The organism is Streptomyces physcomitrii (genome assembly GCF_012273655.1).
In the GTDB taxonomy this organism is placed as follows: Bacteria; Actinomycetota; Actinomycetes; order Streptomycetales; family Streptomycetaceae; genus Streptomyces; species Streptomyces physcomitrii.
Genome location: NZ_JAAWWP010000004.1, coordinates 99,439 through 115,313, shown reverse-complemented (window position 1 = coordinate 115,313; position 15,875 = coordinate 99,439). Strand labels below are relative to the sequence as shown.

Annotated in this window: 18 protein-coding genes; 14 read left to right on the top strand and 4 right to left on the bottom strand. The window is 71.2% G+C overall.

Annotated elements, in window-relative coordinates; all coding sequences use genetic code 11:
- Nucleotides 1–405 precede the first annotated feature (405 nt).
- From HFV08_RS08360 to HFV08_RS08350, 3 genes are all read left to right on the top strand, one after another.
- The gene (locus HFV08_RS08360) at nucleotides 406–1,353 is read left to right on the top strand and encodes a heme o synthase (protein WP_168537419.1); all 948 of its coding nucleotides are present in this window, start codon (nucleotides 406–408) and stop codon (nucleotides 1,351–1,353) included.
- A 75-nt stretch (nucleotides 1,354–1,428) separates the two neighbouring features.
- Entirely contained in the window at nucleotides 1,429–1,776 is a 348-nt protein-coding gene (locus HFV08_RS08355; protein WP_168537417.1) for a hypothetical protein, read from the top strand.
- 171 nt (nucleotides 1,777–1,947) lie between these two features.
- On the top strand, nucleotides 1,948–2,745 hold the full coding sequence (locus HFV08_RS08350; RefSeq protein ID WP_168537415.1) for a nucleotidyltransferase domain-containing protein: 798 nt from the start codon (nucleotides 1,948–1,950) through the stop codon (nucleotides 2,743–2,745).
- Nucleotides 2,746–2,767: 22 nt separating this feature from the next.
- Here the strand turns inward: HFV08_RS08350 and HFV08_RS08345 are convergent, their stop codons facing one another.
- From HFV08_RS08345 to HFV08_RS08335, 3 genes are all read right to left on the bottom strand, one after another.
- Nucleotides 2,768–3,784, bottom strand: coding sequence for a COX15/CtaA family protein (locus tag HFV08_RS08345; RefSeq protein ID WP_168537413.1), 1,017 nt, complete (start codon nucleotides 3,782–3,784; stop codon nucleotides 2,768–2,770).
- Nucleotides 3,785–3,949: 165 nt separating this feature from the next.
- Nucleotides 3,950–4,741, bottom strand: a complete 792-nt coding sequence (locus HFV08_RS08340) for an ABC transporter permease (RefSeq protein WP_168537411.1) — start codon at nucleotides 4,739–4,741, stop codon at nucleotides 3,950–3,952.
- Nucleotides 4,738–5,682: an ABC transporter ATP-binding protein gene (locus tag HFV08_RS08335; protein ID WP_168537409.1), complete on the bottom strand. Its 945-nt coding sequence runs from the start codon at nucleotides 5,680–5,682 to the stop codon at nucleotides 4,738–4,740. The genes HFV08_RS08340 and HFV08_RS08335 overlap by 4 nt, the downstream gene beginning before the upstream one ends.
- A gap of 185 nt (nucleotides 5,683–5,867) precedes the next feature.
- Between HFV08_RS08335 and HFV08_RS08330 the strand changes: the two genes are divergently transcribed.
- The 8 genes from HFV08_RS08330 (at nucleotide 5,868) to HFV08_RS08295 (ending at nucleotide 12,577) form a co-directional block, all read left to right on the top strand.
- Nucleotides 5,868–6,665 (top strand): helix-turn-helix transcriptional regulator, encoded by a 798-nt coding sequence (locus HFV08_RS08330; protein ID WP_168537408.1) that lies wholly within the window; start codon nucleotides 5,868–5,870, stop codon nucleotides 6,663–6,665.
- Nucleotides 6,662–8,083 (top strand): Fe-S cluster assembly protein SufB, encoded by a 1,422-nt coding sequence (gene sufB / locus HFV08_RS08325; RefSeq protein ID WP_168537407.1) that lies wholly within the window; start codon nucleotides 6,662–6,664, stop codon nucleotides 8,081–8,083. The genes HFV08_RS08330 and sufB overlap by 4 nt, the downstream gene beginning before the upstream one ends.
- 144 nt (nucleotides 8,084–8,227) lie before the next feature.
- Nucleotides 8,228–9,412, top strand: coding sequence for a Fe-S cluster assembly protein SufD (gene sufD, locus HFV08_RS08320; protein ID WP_168537405.1), 1,185 nt, complete (start codon nucleotides 8,228–8,230; stop codon nucleotides 9,410–9,412).
- The gene (locus HFV08_RS08315) at nucleotides 9,409–9,726 is read left to right on the top strand and encodes a bifunctional 3-phenylpropionate/cinnamic acid dioxygenase ferredoxin subunit (protein WP_168537404.1); all 318 of its coding nucleotides are present in this window, start codon (nucleotides 9,409–9,411) and stop codon (nucleotides 9,724–9,726) included. Before sufD ends, HFV08_RS08315 begins: the two co-directional genes overlap by 4 nt.
- A gap of 7 nt (nucleotides 9,727–9,733) precedes the next feature.
- Nucleotides 9,734–10,498, top strand: coding sequence for a Fe-S cluster assembly ATPase SufC (sufC, locus tag HFV08_RS08310; protein ID WP_168537403.1), 765 nt, complete (start codon nucleotides 9,734–9,736; stop codon nucleotides 10,496–10,498).
- Nucleotides 10,495–11,763 carry a cysteine desulfurase gene (locus HFV08_RS08305; protein ID WP_040254634.1) on the top strand — a complete coding sequence of 423 codons (1,269 nt, stop codon included), beginning with the start codon at nucleotides 10,495–10,497 and terminating at the stop codon, nucleotides 11,761–11,763. Before sufC ends, HFV08_RS08305 begins: the two co-directional genes overlap by 4 nt.
- A gap of 14 nt (nucleotides 11,764–11,777) precedes the next feature.
- Complete coding sequence (sufU, locus tag HFV08_RS08300; RefSeq protein ID WP_040254636.1) at nucleotides 11,778–12,236, top strand: Fe-S cluster assembly sulfur transfer protein SufU; 459 nt, start codon at nucleotides 11,778–11,780, stop codon at nucleotides 12,234–12,236.
- A complete protein-coding gene (locus HFV08_RS08295; RefSeq protein ID WP_040254638.1) occupies nucleotides 12,233–12,577 on the top strand; it encodes a metal-sulfur cluster assembly factor in 345 nt (114 codons plus the stop codon). Before sufU ends, HFV08_RS08295 begins: the two co-directional genes overlap by 4 nt.
- A 178-nt stretch (nucleotides 12,578–12,755) precedes the next feature.
- On the opposite strand, the gene HFV08_RS08290 is transcribed toward HFV08_RS08295, so the two are convergent.
- The gene (locus HFV08_RS08290; protein WP_168537402.1) at nucleotides 12,756–12,911 is read right to left on the bottom strand and encodes a hypothetical protein; all 156 of its coding nucleotides are present in this window, start codon (nucleotides 12,909–12,911) and stop codon (nucleotides 12,756–12,758) included.
- Nucleotides 12,912–13,283: 372 nt separating this feature from the next.
- On the opposite strand from HFV08_RS08290, the gene HFV08_RS08285 reads away from it, so the two are divergent.
- From HFV08_RS08285 to dapD, 3 genes are all read left to right on the top strand, one after another.
- Nucleotides 13,284–14,171 (top strand): helix-turn-helix domain-containing protein, encoded by an 888-nt coding sequence (locus HFV08_RS08285; RefSeq protein WP_168537401.1) that lies wholly within the window; start codon nucleotides 13,284–13,286, stop codon nucleotides 14,169–14,171.
- A 70-nt stretch (nucleotides 14,172–14,241) separates the two neighbouring features.
- Nucleotides 14,242–14,568 carry a DMT family transporter gene (locus tag HFV08_RS08280; RefSeq protein ID WP_168537399.1) on the top strand — a complete coding sequence of 109 codons (327 nt, stop codon included), beginning with the start codon at nucleotides 14,242–14,244 and terminating at the stop codon, nucleotides 14,566–14,568.
- A 151-nt stretch (nucleotides 14,569–14,719) separates the two neighbouring features.
- Nucleotides 14,720–15,709: a 2,3,4,5-tetrahydropyridine-2,6-dicarboxylate N-succinyltransferase gene (gene dapD / locus HFV08_RS08275; RefSeq protein ID WP_168537397.1), complete on the top strand. Its 990-nt coding sequence runs from the start codon at nucleotides 14,720–14,722 to the stop codon at nucleotides 15,707–15,709.
- Nucleotides 15,710–15,875: the final 166 nt, after the last annotated feature.

The window sequence follows — 15,875 nt, the reverse complement described above, 5'->3', positions numbered from 1 at the left end:
AGCCTACCGCCCGTGCGGTCCCGGTCCGGCCCGCGAATCCAGAGTGCCCGCCGATGCCGGGATCCGCCTCCTGACAAGGCATCCGGCACTTTGAGGGCCGTTCACAAACGGGTGCGGCGGTGCTCAGCCGAGGGGTGCCCAACTGGGGCAAAGCGCGCTCAGTCGAGTGCTCGTCCGAGCCGGCTCCCGCGAGGGTGATCACTGCCCGTTCACCTCCCTCCCCCCACCGGACACGGGCCACCCCGGCGGAGGGCGAGGTATGGGCAACGTCTAGAGTGGCGTGGTACGCGCGGGCCTCGACGGGGACTTCACGTCGCCGGGCCTGCTTTGATTTTGTCTCTGTCAGGGGTGTGCGTGACGGCCGTCGATTCCCGTCCTGGGGGCACCGCCCGTGCCGTTGAGGGCATGGCGGCCGGGGAAGCCCCCCGCGCCGGCAGGACCACGGCCGGCCGGCGTCCGGGCCGCCGCCCCTTCGGCGCCCGTGTGCTGGCCTTCGTCGCGCTGACGAAGCCGCGGATCATCGAGCTGCTGCTGATCACCACCGTCCCCGTGATGTTCCTGGCCGAACAGGGCGTCCCGGACCTGTGGCTGGTCCTCGTCACCTGTCTCGGCGGCTACCTCTCCGCGGGCGGCGCCAACGCGCTCAACATGTACATCGACCGCGACATCGACGCGCTGATGGACCGCACCGCCCAGCGCCCGCTGGTCACCGGCATGGTCTCGCCGCGCGAGGGGCTGGCCTTCGGCCTCGCCCTCGCGGTGGTCTCCACCCTCTGGTTCGGCCTCCTGGTCAACTGGCTCTCGGCCTGGCTCTCGCTCGGCGCGCTCCTCTTCTACGTGGTCGTCTACACGATGATCCTCAAGCGCCGTACCTCGCAGAACATCGTCTGGGGCGGCATCGCGGGCTGCATGCCGGTCCTGATCGGCTGGTCCGCGGTCACCGACTCGATGTCCTGGGCCCCGGTCGTCCTCTTCCTGGTGATGTTCTTCTGGACCCCGCCGCACTACTGGCCGCTGTCCATGAAGGTCCGCGAGGACTACGCCCGGGTCGGCGTCCCGATGCTGCCGGTGGTCGCCTCCAACAAGGTCGTCGCCAAGCAGATCGTGCTCTACAGCTGGGTGATGGTCCTCGTCTCGCTGCTGCTCACCCCGCTCGGCTACACCGGCTGGTTCTACACCACCGTCGCCCTGGTCACCGGCGGCTGGTGGCTCTGGGAGGCGCACGGTCTGCAGAACCGCGCCAAAGGCGGCCTGACCGGCGCGAAGCTCAAGGAGATGCGTCTCTTCCACTGGTCCATCACCTACGTCTCGCTGCTCTTCGTCGCCGTCGCGGTGGACCCCTTCCTGCGCTGAACCGGCCCGCCCACGTGGCCGAGGCCACGCCGCAGGGCCGTCGCGGGATGATCTACCCGCCGGTAGCATCCAGCTATGGCAGAAACGCAGCAGGCTGAGGACAGTAAGCAGGCGGCACGCGCCGAGCGCCGTGCGGCCAGGCTCGCCAAGCAGATCGGCTCCTTCGCCAAGGAGCACGGCGGCACCGAGGGCCAGATCGCCTACATCGGCGAGCGCGGCGCCCGGATCGCCCTGGTCGGTCAGGACGGCGAGTGGGGCACCCTGGTCGCCCCCTCCGTCGCGATCGCCGAACAGGCCGTGGAGAAGGCCGGTATCGAGGTGCACGAGGACTTCGACGGCGACTTCGCGGCCAAGGTGAAGACCGGCCGGTACGAGTGGTCGCGCATGGCGGGCATCCAGATCGGCGGCCCGAAGAACGGCTGAGGCCCCTCGGGTACCGTCCCGCGAGACACGGCCCCGAGAAGACGGGTCCGAGAAGACGGATACGAGAACCGGGTGCGGCCCAGTGCCGCCGCCCGGTTCTCGCCGTTCTGTGGCTTGTTTCCCGCGGCGAGCGGTCTGGAACGCCCGTGCCCGAGCCGCGAGAGTGTGCCCATGCCCGACGTATCCACCTCGCTGCTCCTCGACCACTTCGTCACCGCGCTGCGCACCGGCGTCCGCCCGGTCGCCGTCTGGGCGCACGGCTCGCTGGCCGGCGGCGACTACCAGGAGGGCCGCAGCGACCTCGACCTGATCGCGGTCCTCGACGGGCCGGTCACCCAGGACCTGCGGAGCCGCCTGCGCCGGCTGCACCGGAACCTGCGCGCCACCCATCCGCTCGCCGCGCGCCTGCACTGCGGCTACCTCGACCGCGAGCGGCTCACCGACGCGGACCTGGCGCACCCGGCCTGGGCGCACGAACGCCTGCTGGACCGCCCGGTCACCCCGGTCACCCGCCGCGAACTGCACGCCTTCGGCCGGGTCTTCCAGGGCCCGGGCCCGGTGGACCTGCTGCCCCCGGTGGACCCCGCGGAGCTGCGGGACTTCCTCGTCCGCGACCAGCGCGACTACTGGCGGCCCGCGGTGGACCGGGCGGAGCTGTGGCGCCGGGACATCTGGGTCGACCTCGGCCTGCTGACCCACGCGAGGGCCGCGGTGGCGCTGCGCGAGGGCCGGTTGATCACCAAGGGGGAGGCGCTGACCGTACTGGCCGGGGCCGGGGCGCCCGCGGAGGTCCTCGCCGACATCCGTGAACGCCGTTACGGAGAGGCCGAGTCGCGCGAGTCCCGCGGCGAGGGGGCGGACGGCGTGCGGAAGGACGGCGCGGACGGGGCGTGGCTCGGGCGGCGGGCCGCGCTCACCCGGGACTTTCTGGCCCCGGCGATCGACGCCCTGGTGGCCGCGTACCGCTGAGCGGTGGGACCGGGCCCGCGGCTCAGCCGGCGGCCGCGCCTTCGAGCACCTCGTCCTTCGCGGGCTCGGGCACCCCCGCCGGGGCGCCGGGGCGCTCCCGCAGCGAGAGGCAGACCCGGAGGACCCCGATCCACACCAGGCAGGAGCCGAGCATGTGCACCCCGACCAGCACCTCGGGCAGGTCGGTGAAGTACTGGACGTAGCCGATGGCGCCCTGGGCGAGCAGGATCAGGAAGAGGTCGCGGGTGCGGTGCAGCGGGCCCCGGGGGGCGTCGACCGCCTTGAGGACGAACCAGAGGGCGAAGGCGAGGGTCACCACGATCCAGGCGAAGACCGCGTGCACCTTGCTGACGGTCTCCCAGTCCAGCGGCATCCGTTCCACATCGCTGGAGTCGCCCGCGTGCGGCCCGGCCCCGGTGACCACGGTGCCCACCGCGATCAGCACCACGGTCGCGGCGGTCAGGACCCGGACCAGCTGGACCACCGCCGGGCCGACCAGCGGACGCGGCGGGGCCTGGCCCTCGCGGGTGCGCTGCCACATCACCGTGGCCACCGCGATCAGCGCCGTGGTGAGCAGGAAGTGGCAGGCGACGGTGTAGGGGTTGAGGCCGACCAGGACGACGATTCCGCCGAGTACGGCGTTGCCCATCACCAGCCAGAACTGCGTCCAGCCGAGCCGGGTCAGGTCCCGGCGCCCCGGCTTCGCCGCGCGGGCGGCGATGATCGCCCAGCCGACCGCCGCGCAGAGCACATAGGTGAGCATCCGGTTGCCGAACTCGATGACGCCGTGCAGGCCCATCTCGCCAGTGGTGGTGAGGGATTCCTCGGTGCACTTGGGCCAGGTCGGGCAGCCGAGCCCGGAGCCGGTGAGACGGACGGCGCCGCCCGTGACCACGATGGCGACCGCCATCACGAGGGCGGCCAGGGCCGCGCGCTGGACGGTCCGCGGGGTGGGCGTCCAGCGTCCGGCGAGGAAGGCGAGGGGGTTGCGCAGGGCGGAGATCGACTCGGCGCGGGTCAGATTCGGCACGCGCACCATGGTAGGCGCCCGCTTGTGCACGGCTTCACGAGGGGGGCGAGGCGGACGTATCCGCGCCTCTCGCCCGCCCGGCGCGGGCAGCGCGCGCCCGCGCCCGAGGCCCGCATGCCCGCGCCCGAGGCCGGTGTACGCCCGCGGGCGCGCCCGGAGGCGCAGGCCCCGGGCTCACTCCCAGCGGAAGAACCGGCCCGCCGCGCCCAGCCCCAGCACCGACCAGACCGCGAGGATCCCCAGCTCCCGCCAGGGCATCGCGGCCCCGTCCTGGAGCACCGCGCGCAGACCGCCGGAGAGCGCCGAGATCGGCAGCAGTTCCAGGGCGGCGCGGGCCGCGTCCGGGAACTTGTCCAGCGGGACGAGGACGCCGCCGCCGACAAGCAGCAGCAGGAAGACCAGATTGGCCGCCGCGAGCGTGGCCTCCGCCTTGAGGGTCCCGGCCATCAGCAGACCGAGCCCGGAGAAGGCGGCGGTGCCGAGGACGAGCAGCAGCAGGACGGCCGCCGGGTTGCCGTGCGGGGACCAGCCGAGGGCCAGGGCGATCACGGTCAGGAGCGCCACCTGGAGCAGCTCTGTCACCAGTACGGAGAGGGTCTTGGCGGTCATCAGGGCCCAGCGCGGCAGCGGCGAGGTGCCGAGCCGCTTCAGTACCCCGTAGCGCCGCTCGAATCCGGTGGCGATGGCCTGGCCGGTGAAGGCGGTGGACATCACCGCGAGGGCGAGCACCCCGGGGGCCAGGAAGTCGACGGCCTCGCCCTCGCCGGTGTCCACGATGTCCACGGCGGAGAAGAGGACGAGCACCAGGGTCGGGATGACGACGGTGAGCAGCAGCTGCTCGCCGTTGCGCAGCAGCATCCTGGTCTCCAGGAGGGCCTGCGCCGTGATCATGCGGGGGAGCGGGGCGGCGCCGGGGCGCGGGGCGTAGCTCTCGCGCCGCTCGCCGTGGGCGGTCGGGGTGCTCATCCGCGCAGCTCCTTGCCGGTCAGTTCGAGGAAGACGTCCTCCAGGGAGTGCCGTTCGACCGAGAGGCGGTCCGGCATCACCCCGTGCTGGGCGCACCAGGAGGTCACGGTCGCCAGCAGCTGCGGGTCGACCTTGCCGCTCACCCGGTAGGAGCCGGGGCTCAGCTCGGCGGCGGCCGAGTCGGCGGGCAGGGCCTTGAGCAGCGAGTGCAGGTCGAGCCCGGGGCGCCCGGTGAAGCGCAGGGTGTTCTCGGCGCCGCCGCGGCACAGCTCCTCGGGCGTGCCCTGGGCGATGACCCGGCCGGCGTCGATGATCGCGACGTCGTCGGCGAGCTCCTCGGCCTCGTCCATGAAGTGGGTGGTGAGCAGGGCGCTGACCCCGTCGGCGCGCAGTTCGCGCAGGAGCTCCCAGGTGGCGCGGCGGGCCTGCGGGTCGAGGCCCGCGGTGGGCTCGTCCAGGAAGACCAGTTCGGGGCGGCCGACCACGGCCAGGGCGAGCGCCAGGCGCTGCTGCTGCCCGCCGGAGAGGCGGCGGTAGGGGGTGCGGCCGCAGGAGCCGAGGCCGAGGCGTTCGATCAGCGCGGAGACGTCGAGCGGGTGGGCGTGCAGCTTGGCGAGGTGGCGCAGCATCTCCTCGGCGCGGGCGCCGGAGTAGACGCCGCCGGACTGGAGCATGACGCCTATCCGGGGGCGGAGCGCGGCCGCCTCGCGGACCGGGTCGAGGCCGAGGACCTCGGCGGTGCCCGCCTCCGGCCTGCGGTAGCCCTCGCAGATCTCGACGGTGGTGGACTTTCCCGCGCCGTTCGGGCCGAGGACCGCGGTGATGCCGGGCCCCGCCGTGAGGTCGAGGCGGTCGACGGCGGTCTTGGCCCCGTACCGCTTCACCACGCCGCGCAGCCGGACCACGGGCGCGGCGCCGACGGCCGCGGGCTCACTGTGCATGGCGCAGAGTCTAGGCAGCGCGCGGGGGCGCTCCCGCCCCGGGGTTCCGGGCCCCGGAGCGCCCCGGGGAGGCGGAGGGCAGGCGTCCGGTCCGTCTACTTAGGTGACCCTTAGTGATCGAGGCCACCACCTGCATGGACCCGGGCGGCTTGTCCGGCCCCGAGGAATTACGCAACAATGGCGTTGTGAAAAAGGCTGGCGAGGTTCCGCAGGAGGAACTCGCGACCGGCTCGCGCGCGGACCGTTCGACGCGCGACCGCGTCGCGCGCTCCATCCTGGACCACGGCCCCTCCACGGTGGCCGACCTCGCGAAGCGGCTGGGCCTGACCCAGGCCGCGGTGCGCAGGCACCTGGACGCACTGCTCGCCGAGGACGTCGTACAGGCCCGTGAGCAGCGGGTCTACGGGGCCCGCACCCGCGGCCGCCCCGCGAAGGTCTTCGCGCTCACCGACTGCGGCCGGGACGCCTTCGACCAGTCCTACGACCAGCTCGCCGTCGACGCGCTCGACTGGATCGCCCGTACCGTGGGCGACGAGGCGGTCGCCCGTTTCGCCCGCGAGCGGATCGAGGCCCAGGCGGGCGCCTACCGCGCCGCGGTGGAGGCCGCGGATCCGCGGGAGCGCACCCAGGCACTGGCCGCGGCGCTCAGTGCGGACGGGTACGCTGCTACGGCGCGTAGCGCACCCGGTCAGCAGCAGGGCGAGCAGCTGTGCCAGCACCACTGCCCGGTCGCCCATGTCGCCGAGAAGTACCCCCAGCTGTGCGAGGCGGAGACCCAGTTCTTCTCCGAGCTCCTGGGGACCCACGTCCAGCGGCTGGCGACCATCGCCCACGGGGACGGCGTCTGCACGACGTACATCCCGCGGGGCGAGCCGGCCCCACGGGGCGAAGCGGCCCCGCACGGCGAGCCGGCTCCGCCAGGCGAACCACCCCAGAACCACGCACACCCATCAGCAAGCACCGCCGGGAGGAACCCCGCATGACTCTGCCCACGGAGACTGCTCACCCCGAGCTCGAGGGTCTGGGCAAGTACGAGTACGGCTGGGCCGACTCCGACGCCGCCGGTGCCTCCGCCAAGCGCGGACTGAGCGAGGCCGTGGTCCGCGACATCTCGGACAAGAAGTCCGAGCCCGAGTGGATGACCAAGCTGCGGCTCAAGGGCCTGAAGCTCTTCGAGAAGAAGCCCATGCCGCACTGGGGCTCGGACCTCTCGGGCATCGACTTCGACAACATCAAGTACTTCGTGCGCTCCACGGAGAAGCAGGCGGAGTCCTGGGAGGACCTGCCCGAGGACATCAAGAACACCTACGACAAGCTCGGCATCCCCGAGGCGGAGAAGCAGCGCCTGGTGGCCGGCGTCGCCGCGCAGTACGAGTCGGAGGTCGTGTACCACCAGATCCGCGAGGACCTGGAGGAGCAGGGCGTCCTCTTCCTGGACACCGACACCGCGCTGCGCGAGCACCCCGAGCTGTTCAAGGAGTACTTCGGCACGGTCATCCCGGCCGGCGACAACAAGTTCGCCGCGCTGAACACGGCCGTGTGGTCCGGCGGTTCCTTCATCTACGTGCCGAAGGGCGTGCACGTGGAGATCCCGCTGCAGGCCTACTTCCGTATCAACACCGAGAACATGGGCCAGTTCGAGCGGACGCTGATCATCGTCGACGAGGACGCCTACGTCCACTACGTCGAGGGCTGCACCGCCCCGATCTACAAGTCGGACTCCCTGCACTCCGCGGTGGTCGAGATCATCGTGAAGAAGGGCGCCCGCTGCCGGTACACGACCATCCAGAACTGGTCGAACAACGTCTACAACCTGGTCACCAAGCGCGCCGTGGCCTACGAGGGCGCGACCATGGAGTGGGTCGACGGCAACATCGGCTCCAAGGTCACCATGAAGTACCCGGCCGTCTACCTGATGGGCGAGCACGCCAAGGGCGAGACCCTGTCCATCGCCTTCGCGGGCGAGGGCCAGCACCAGGACGCCGGCGCCAAGATGGTCCACATGGCCCCGAACACCTCCTCGAACATCGTCTCCAAGTCGGTGGCCCGGGGCGGCGGCCGCACCTCCTACCGCGGTCTCATCGAGATCGGCGAGGGCGCGCCCGGAGCCAAGTCGAACGTGCTGTGCGACGCGCTGCTCGTCGACACCATCTCGCGCTCCGACACCTACCCGTACGTGGACGTCCGCGAGGACGACGTGTCCATGGGCCACGAGGCGACCGTCTCCAAGGTCTCCGAGGACCAGCTCTTCTACCTGATGAGCCGCGGCCTCTCCGAGTTCGAGGCGATGGCGATGATCGTGCGCGGCTTCGTCGAGCCGATCGCCAAGGAGCTGCCCATGGAGTACGCCCTGGAGCTCAACCGGCTGATCGAGCTGCAGATGGAGGGTTCGGTCGGCTAGTCGCCGCCCGCACGCGGGCGCCTGCCGGGCGCCCGCACCGCCCGGACCTACCGTGGCCGGTGGCATCCACCACCGGCCGCCGGCCCGCCCGTACCGCGCCGAGCCGCAGAACACCGACCGCAGGAAGAGAGCACAACGACCGCCATGGCTGAGGCCCCTATTACCCCGGTGGGCTCCACCACCGCCGGCTCGATCGCGGTTGCCGCCGAGTCGACCGTCGCCACGCGCATGAGCGCCCCGCCCTCGTACGACGTGGCCGACTTCCCCGTGCCGCACGGCCGCGAGGAGGAGTGGCGCTTCACCCCGCTGGAGCGCCTGCGCGGGCTGCACGACGGCAGCGCCGTCGCGACCGGCTCGGGCCTGCGGGTCGAGGTCAGCGCCCCCGAGGGCGTCACCGTCGAGACCGTCGGCCGCGAGGACGCGCGCGTCGGCAGGGCCGGTGTCCCGGTGGACCGGATCGCCGCCCAGGCCTACTCGGCCTTCGAGAAGGCCTCGGTCGTCTCGGTGCCCAAGGAGTCGGTGCTCACCGAGCCCATCCGGATCGCCGTGCACGGCGAGGGCGGGACCGCCTACGGCCACCAGATCGTGGAGCTCGGCGCCTTCGCCGAGGCCGTCGTGGTCCTCGACCACACCGGTGACGCGGTGCTCGCCGCCAACGTGGAGTTCCTGGTCGGCGACGGCGCCAAGCTCACCGTGGTCTCCGTGCAGGACTGGGACGACAAGGCCGTGCACGTCGCCCAGCACAACGCGCTGATCGGCCGGGACGCCTCGCTCAAGTCGGTCGTGGTCACCTTCGGCGGCGACGTGGTCCGGCTGCACCCGCGGGTCGCCTACGCGGGCACCGGCGGCGAGGCCGAGCTGTTCGGCCTGTACTTCACCGACCGCGGCCAGCACCAGGAGCACCGCCTCCTGGTCGACCACAACACCCCGCACTGCAAGTCCAACGTGGTCTACAAGGGCGCGCTCCAGGGCGAGGACGCCCACGCGGTGTGGATCGGCGACGTGCTCATCGAGGCCGCCGCCGAGGGCACCGACACCTACGAGATGAACCGCAACCTCGTCCTCACCGACGGCGCCCGGGTCGACTCGGTGCCGAACCTGGAGATCGAGACCGGCGAGATCGTCGGCGCCGGCCACGCCTCGGCCACCGGCCGCTTCGACGACGAGCAGCTCTTCTACCTGATGGCACGCGGCATCCCGGAGAAGGAGGCCCGCCGCCTGGTGGTGCGCGGCTTCTTCGCCGAACTCGTCCAGCAGATCCAGGTCCCGGACGTCGAGGAACGCCTCCTCGCCAAGATCGAGGAAGAGCTGGAGGGGGCGGTCGCATGAGTTTCCTGCGCGCCTGCGGGATCGAGGAGCTGGACGAGGACACCCCGAAACGGGTCGAACTCGACGGCGTCCCGATCTCCGTCGTGCGCACCCAGGGCGAGGTGTTCGCGATCAACGACATCTGCTCGCACGCGAACGTCTCGCTGTCCGAGGGCGAGGTGGAGGACTGCCAGATCGAGTGCTGGCTGCACGGCTCCGCCTTCGACCTGCGCACCGGCAAGCCCTCCGGCCTGCCCGCGACGCGCCCCGTCCCCGTATACCCCGTAAAGATCGAAGGGGACGACGTGCTCGTCTCCCTCTCCCAGGAGTCCTGAGGCACCCATGGCAACGCTTGAAATCCGAGACCTGCACGTCACCGTCGAGGCCGACAACGCCACGAAGGAGATCCTCAAGGGCGTCGACCTCACCGTGAAGCAGGGCGAGACGCACGCCATCATGGGCCCCAACGGCTCCGGCAAGTCGACCCTCGCCTACTCGCTCGCGGGTCACCCCAAGTACACGGTCACCAGCGGCACCGTCACCCTCGACGGCGAGGACGTCCTGGAGATGACCGTCGACGAGCGCGCCCGGGCCGGCCTCTTCCTGGCCATGCAGTACCCGGTCGAGGTGCCCGGCGTCTCCGTCTCCAACTTCCTGCGCACCTCCGCCACCGCCGTCCGCGGCGAGGCCCCCAAGCTGCGTACCTGGGTCAAGGAGGTCAAGGAGGCCATGGAGCGCCTCAACATGGACCCCTCCTTCGCCGAGCGCAACGTCAACGAGGGCTTCTCCGGCGGCGAGAAGAAGCGCCACGAGATCCTCCAGCTGGAACTGCTCAAGCCGAAGATCGCGGTCCTCGACGAGACCGACTCCGGCCTCGACGTCGACGCCCTGCGCGTCGTCTCCGAGGGCGTCAACCGGGTCCGCGAGAGCGGCGAGGTCGGCACCCTGCTGATCACCCACTACACGCGCATCCTGCGCTACATCAAGCCCGACCACGTCCACGTCTTCGCGGGCGGACGCATCGCCGAGTCCGGCGGCGCCGAGCTGGCCGACAAGCTGGAGAACGAGGGCTACGAGGCATACGTGAAGGGAGGCGCGTCCGCGTGACCACTGCCCGCCAGGGGCTTACCGGGCTCCTCGACACCGAGGCGATCCGCAAGGACTTCCCGATCCTGGAGCGCGAGCTCCACGACGGTAAGAAGCTGGTCTACCTGGACAACGCGGCGACCTCCCAGACGCCGCGCCAGGTGATCGACACCCTCTCCGAGTACTACGAGCAGCACAACGCCAACGTCCACCGCGGTGTGCACGTACTCGCCGAGGAGGCCACGGCGCTCTACGAGGGCGCCCGGGACAAGGTCGCCGAGTTCATCAACGCGCCCAGCCGCAACGAGGTCATCTTCACCAAGAACGCCTCCGAGGCGCTCAACCTCGTCGCCAACATGCTCGGCTGGGCGGACGAGCCCTACCGCGTCGACCACGAGACCGAAGTGGTCATCACGGAGATGGAGCACCACTCCAACATCGTGCCCTGGCAGCTGCTCTCGCAGCGCACCGGCGCGAAGCTGAAGTGGTTCGGCCTGACCGACGACGGCCGCCTCGACCTGTCGAACCTCGACGAGATCATCACCGAGAAGACGAAGATCGTCTCCTTCGTGCTGGTCTCCAACATCCTCGGCACCGTCAACCCGGTCGAGGCGATCGTGCGCCGCGCCCAGGAGGTCGGCGCGCTCGTCCTCGTCGACGCCTCGCAGGCCGCCCCGCACATGGTGCTCGACGTGCAGGCCCTCCAGGCCGACTTCGTGGCCTTCACCGGCCACAAGATGTGCGGCCCGACCGGGATCGGCGTGCTCTGGGGCCGCCAGGAACTCCTGGAGGACCTGCCGCCCTTCCTCGGCGGCGGCGAGATGATCGAGACCGTCTCGATGCACTCCTCGACCTACGCCCCCGCGCCCCACAAGTTCGAGGCGGGCACCCCGCCGATCGCGCAGGCCGTCGGCCTCGGCGCGGCGGTGGACTACCTCAGCTCGGTGGGCATGGACCGCATCGCCCAGCACGAGCACGCGCTGACCGAGTACGCGGTGCGGCAGCTCCAGTCCGTACCCGGCCTGCGGATCATCGGCCCCACCACGGCCGAGGACCGCGGCGCGGCGATCTCCTTCACGCTCGGCGACATCCACCCGCACGACGTGGGCCAGGTACTCGACGAGCAGGGCATCGCGGTACGCGTCGGCCACCACTGCGCGCGCCCCGTCTGCCTGCGGTACGGAATTCCCGCGACCACGCGGGCGTCGTTCTATCTGTACTCCTCCCCGGCCGAGGTCGACGCTCTGGTCGAGGGGCTGGAGCACGTACGGAACTTCTTCGGATAGGACGTGACTGACCGGTGAAGCTGGATTCGATGTACCAGGACGTCATCCTGGACCACTACAAACACCCGCACGGCCGGGGACTCCGGGACGGCGACGCCGAGGTGCACCACGTCAACCCGACGTGCGGCGACGAGATCACGCTCCGCGTACGGTACGAGGGCTCGCGGATCGAGGACATCAGCTACGAGGGCCAGGGCTGCTCGATCAGCCAGGCCAGCGCCTCGGTGCTGAACGACCTGCTGGTCGGCAAGGACCTCGGCGAGGCACAGAAGATCCAGGGCGTCTTCCTCGAACTGATGCAGTCCAAGGGGCAGATCGAGCCGGACGACGCGATGGAGGAGATCCTGGAGGACGCCGTCGCCTTCGCCGGGGTCTCCAAGTACCCGGCCCGGGTGAAGTGCGCGCTGCTCAGCTGGATGGCATGGAAAGACGCGACGGCCCAGGCTCTCGACCAGGAGGCGAAGACCGCATGAGCGAAGAGACGACACAGGACACGCTGACCAAGCCCGCCTCCGAGGAGGAGGTCCGCGAGGCGCTCTACGACGTCGTCGACCCGGAGCTGGGCATTGACGTGGTCAACCTCGGTCTGATCTACGGCATCCACGTCGACGACTCCAACGTGGCCACCATCGACATGACGCTCACCTCCGCGGCCTGCCCGCTCACCGACGTCATCGAGGACCAGGCCAAGGCCGCCACCGACGGCATCGTCAACGAGCTGCGCATCAACTGGGTCTGGATGCCGCCGTGGGGCCCGGACAAGATCACCGACGACGGCCGCGAGCAGCTGCGGGCGCTGGGGTTCAACGTCTGATCCCTCAACCCGCAAGTCCCGCACGGCAGTTCACGCACCCTGCCGCGCGCGACCGCCTCGTACGGCACTGAGCCCCCGGTCAGCCGGGGGCTCAGTCATGTCCGCACCCGCCCGCGGGAGACGGGCCGGCGGTGGCGTCCCGCGTCCTGCGGGCAGAACGCCACCGGATCGCGGGAGGTCATCGCCGGACCGTCTCGCGGGGCCGGGCGGCGGTCAGCAGGCAGGCGGCCGCCGGGAGCAGCCAGCCGCCCTCCTGCAGCACGGCCGCCTGGACCGAGGGGGACATCACCAGCACGATGCCCAGTACCAGCGTGGCCACGAAGGCCACGCTCATACACGGCAGGTCTATTCTGAAGTCGACGAGCACGAGGTTCTCCTTGTGTGTGGTCAGAGGGCCGCTCCCTGCTTCCGCCCAGAAGCACCAGGGGGCGGCCCCGGCTCTTGCCGCAGGGCCCGGCAACGCGGGCCGGTGGCGCGGTGGTTCGGCAGCTCACATGGCAGGTTGCTCCCTTCTCTCGCCGGGGCGGCCCCCGACGGCCGCTGCTTCGAGTCTGGAGCCGGTCCTCAACTGCGACAATGGCTGGAAGACGCGCGGGGAACTCCCCGGGCGAAGCCGGACACTCCCGACCGCTGGCGAAGTTCTGCAGCACTGACGGACAATGACGGACCGTCAGCATCTTTCTGTGTCGTTCACGGGGGTGGACCCATGTCTGACCAGCGGAGCTCCTCCCAGGCGCCGGAGCCTCAGCTCGCCTTCGCAGCCGAGTTGCGCGAGCTCCGGCGGCGGACCCTCAAGAAGCCGACCGAGGAGGCGCTGGCCCGGAAGATGGGGTGCGGCCGCAGCACCGTCTCGGCGATTCTCAACGGCCGCCGCTTCCCGAACTGGGAGCACACGGCCTCCCTGGTGGAGGCCTGCGACGGGGAACCGTCGAGATGGCAGGACCGCTGGCTGCGGGCGGGCAGGCAGATCGAGGAGGCCACCAAGGGCCCGCGCGCGCCGATCCCCCAACTCCCGCTCCTCGGCGGGCCCGAGACCCCGGGGGACGCCCTGCTGTCCGCTCACTGGTACCGGGACAACCGCGAGTTCTACGAGGCGGCCTCCGCGCGTGTCCGCCAGGCCCGCTCGGAGATCCGGGTCACCTACACGCGCCGCTACCCGCCGACGCAGTACACCACCCGGGCGTCCGCCGACTACTTCCGGACCATTCTGGACTGGGCCGGCGAGGAGAGCGACGACGAACGCAGCGTCCGGCGCATCATCGGGATCCCCGAACGCGACGGGCTCCCCGATCGGGACATGTTCTCCTGGGCCCGCCAGCACCACGAGGACAGCAAGGACATCCTCAACTACGAGGCCAATGTGCTGCGTTGGACCCCGGCGGCGGACGGTCTGAACATGGCCCTGATCGACGACAGCGTGGTCTTCCTGGCCTTCTCCGGGGGACCGCGGCAGCGGCTGAACGGCTTCAGCGTCGAGGACCCCATGTTCATGACCTACTTCGCCGCCTACTTCGAGCAGCTCTGGGCCGCCCTCCAGCCGCTGGGCACCTATCTCGGCGAGGCGGACGGCAGCCGCACCGGGGAGCCGGTCTGAACACCGCCGTCGACGGGCGGGCCGGCCGGGCCCCCGGGTCGTACCCTCGCCCCGGTCGTACCCTCGCCTCATGGGATACGTGCTGCTCGCGGGAGCGATAGCCGCCGAGGTCGGAGCGACCACGGCGATGAAGTACAGCGAGGGCTTCAGCAGGCTCTGGCCCTCGCTGGTCACCGCACTCGGCTATCTGATCGCCTTCGCCCTCCTCGCCCAGACCCTCAAGTCACTGAGCGTGGGCACCGCCTACGCGATCTGGGCGGGCACCGGGACCGCGGCCATCGCGGCCATCGGCGCGCTGTTCCTGGGCGAGTCGATGACGGCGGCCAAGGCGCTGGGCATCGCGCTGATCATCGCGGGGGTCGTGGTGGTCAACCTGACGGGCGGGGCGCATGGCTGAGGGGCGCGACCCGGGGGATGCCGTAGCGCCGGGCGCCGACACCAGCACCGGGCACCGACACCGCTGAGCTGCGCCTCTGCCGCTGCGCCGCCGCGCCGCTCCGGGCCGCCCGGCCCTCCGGGGCACCGGGCGCGGCACCTAAACTGTCCCCATGACCGACACCACTGCCCCTCGTACCACCGGTGCCGTCGCCGCCGGCCTCGCCACCCTCACCGCCGACGGCACCGTCCTCGACACCTGGTTCCCCGCGCCCGAGCTGAGCGAGGCGCCCGGCCCGGCGGGTACCGAGAAACTGAGCGCCGAACGTGCCGTGGAACTGCTCGGCGAGGGGGCCGCGAAGGCGATCGGGACCGACGCCCGCCGCGGTGTCGAGACCGTCGCCGTACGCACGGTCATCGCCTCCCTCGACGAGAAGCCGCTCGACACCCACGACGTCTATCTCCGCCTGCACCTGCTGAGCCACCGCCTGGTGCGCCCGCACGTCCAGAGCCTCGACGGGATCTTCGGCCTGCTCGCCAACGTCGCCTGGACCTCGCTCGGCCCGGTCGCCGTGGACGACCTGGAGAAGGTCCGCCTGAACGCCCGCGCCGAGGGCCTGCACCTCCAGGTCACCTCGGTCGACAAGTTCCCGCGTATGACGGACTACGTGGCCCCCAAGGGTGTCCGCATCGCCGACGCGGACCGGGTACGGCTCGGCGCCCACCTCGCCGAGGGCACCACCGTGATGCACGAGGGCTTCGTCAACTTCAACGCCGGAACCCTCGGCACCTCCATGGTCGAGGGCCGCATCTCCGCCGGTGTCGTCGTCGGCGACGGCTCGGACATCGGCGGCGGCGCCTCCACCATGGGCACCCTCTCCGGCGGCGGCAACGTCCGGATCAGCATCGGCGAGCGGTGCCTGATCGGCGCCGAGGCCGGGGTCGGCATCGCCCTCGGCGACGAGTGCGTGGTCGAGGCGGGCCTGTACGTCACCGCGGGCACCCGCATCACCCTCCCCGACGGCCAGATCGTCAAGGCCCGCGAACTCTCCGGCGCCTCGAACATCCTCTTCCGCCGCAACTCCGAAACCGGCACGGTCGAGGGCCGCCCGAACAACGCGGTGTGGGGCGGGCTGAATGAGGTGCTGCACAGCCATAACTGAGCGGGGGCGGCTGGGACTTGCGGCCGTCTCTTCGATCAACACTCTGAACTGCGGCTTAGCTGTCGCCAGTTGTCAGCGTCGGTCACCAACGAGCGCCCTTCCACGGCCCCAGGACGGCCCGGGAGGGCGCTCGTTCCCTTGTCCCGGCGGCGGCCTGCCGGTGGGC

What these genes read in the sequence shown, in the direction of transcription:
- HFV08_RS08360 (WP_168537419.1), top strand. Translation starts at nt 406, where the DNA reads ATGGCGGCCGGGGAAGCCCCCCGCGCCGGCAGGACCACGGCCGGCCGG.
- HFV08_RS08355 (WP_168537417.1), top strand. Translation starts at nt 1,429, where the DNA reads ATGGCAGAAACGCAGCAGGCTGAGGACAGTAAGCAGGCGGCACGCGCC.
- HFV08_RS08350 (WP_168537415.1), top strand. Translation starts at nt 1,948, where the DNA reads ATGCCCGACGTATCCACCTCGCTGCTCCTCGACCACTTCGTCACCGCG.
- HFV08_RS08345 (WP_168537413.1), bottom strand. Translation starts at nt 3,784, where the DNA reads ATGGTGCGCGTGCCGAATCTGACCCGCGCCGAGTCGATCTCCGCCCTG.
- HFV08_RS08340 (WP_168537411.1), bottom strand. Translation starts at nt 4,741, where the DNA reads ATGAGCACCCCGACCGCCCACGGCGAGCGGCGCGAGAGCTACGCCCCG.
- HFV08_RS08335 (WP_168537409.1), bottom strand. Translation starts at nt 5,682, where the DNA reads ATGCACAGTGAGCCCGCGGCCGTCGGCGCCGCGCCCGTGGTCCGGCTG.
- sufB (WP_168537407.1), top strand. Translation starts at nt 6,662, where the DNA reads ATGACTCTGCCCACGGAGACTGCTCACCCCGAGCTCGAGGGTCTGGGC.
- sufD (WP_168537405.1), top strand. Translation starts at nt 8,228, where the DNA reads ATGGCTGAGGCCCCTATTACCCCGGTGGGCTCCACCACCGCCGGCTCG.
- HFV08_RS08315 (WP_168537404.1), top strand. Translation starts at nt 9,409, where the DNA reads ATGAGTTTCCTGCGCGCCTGCGGGATCGAGGAGCTGGACGAGGACACC.
- sufC (WP_168537403.1), top strand. Translation starts at nt 9,734, where the DNA reads ATGGCAACGCTTGAAATCCGAGACCTGCACGTCACCGTCGAGGCCGAC.
- HFV08_RS08295 (WP_040254638.1), top strand. Translation starts at nt 12,233, where the DNA reads ATGAGCGAAGAGACGACACAGGACACGCTGACCAAGCCCGCCTCCGAG.
- HFV08_RS08290 (WP_168537402.1), bottom strand. Translation starts at nt 12,911, where the DNA reads ATGAGCGTGGCCTTCGTGGCCACGCTGGTACTGGGCATCGTGCTGGTG.
- HFV08_RS08285 (WP_168537401.1), top strand. Translation starts at nt 13,284, where the DNA reads ATGTCTGACCAGCGGAGCTCCTCCCAGGCGCCGGAGCCTCAGCTCGCC.
- HFV08_RS08280 (WP_168537399.1), top strand. Translation starts at nt 14,242, where the DNA reads ATGGGATACGTGCTGCTCGCGGGAGCGATAGCCGCCGAGGTCGGAGCG.
- dapD (WP_168537397.1), top strand. Translation starts at nt 14,720, where the DNA reads ATGACCGACACCACTGCCCCTCGTACCACCGGTGCCGTCGCCGCCGGC.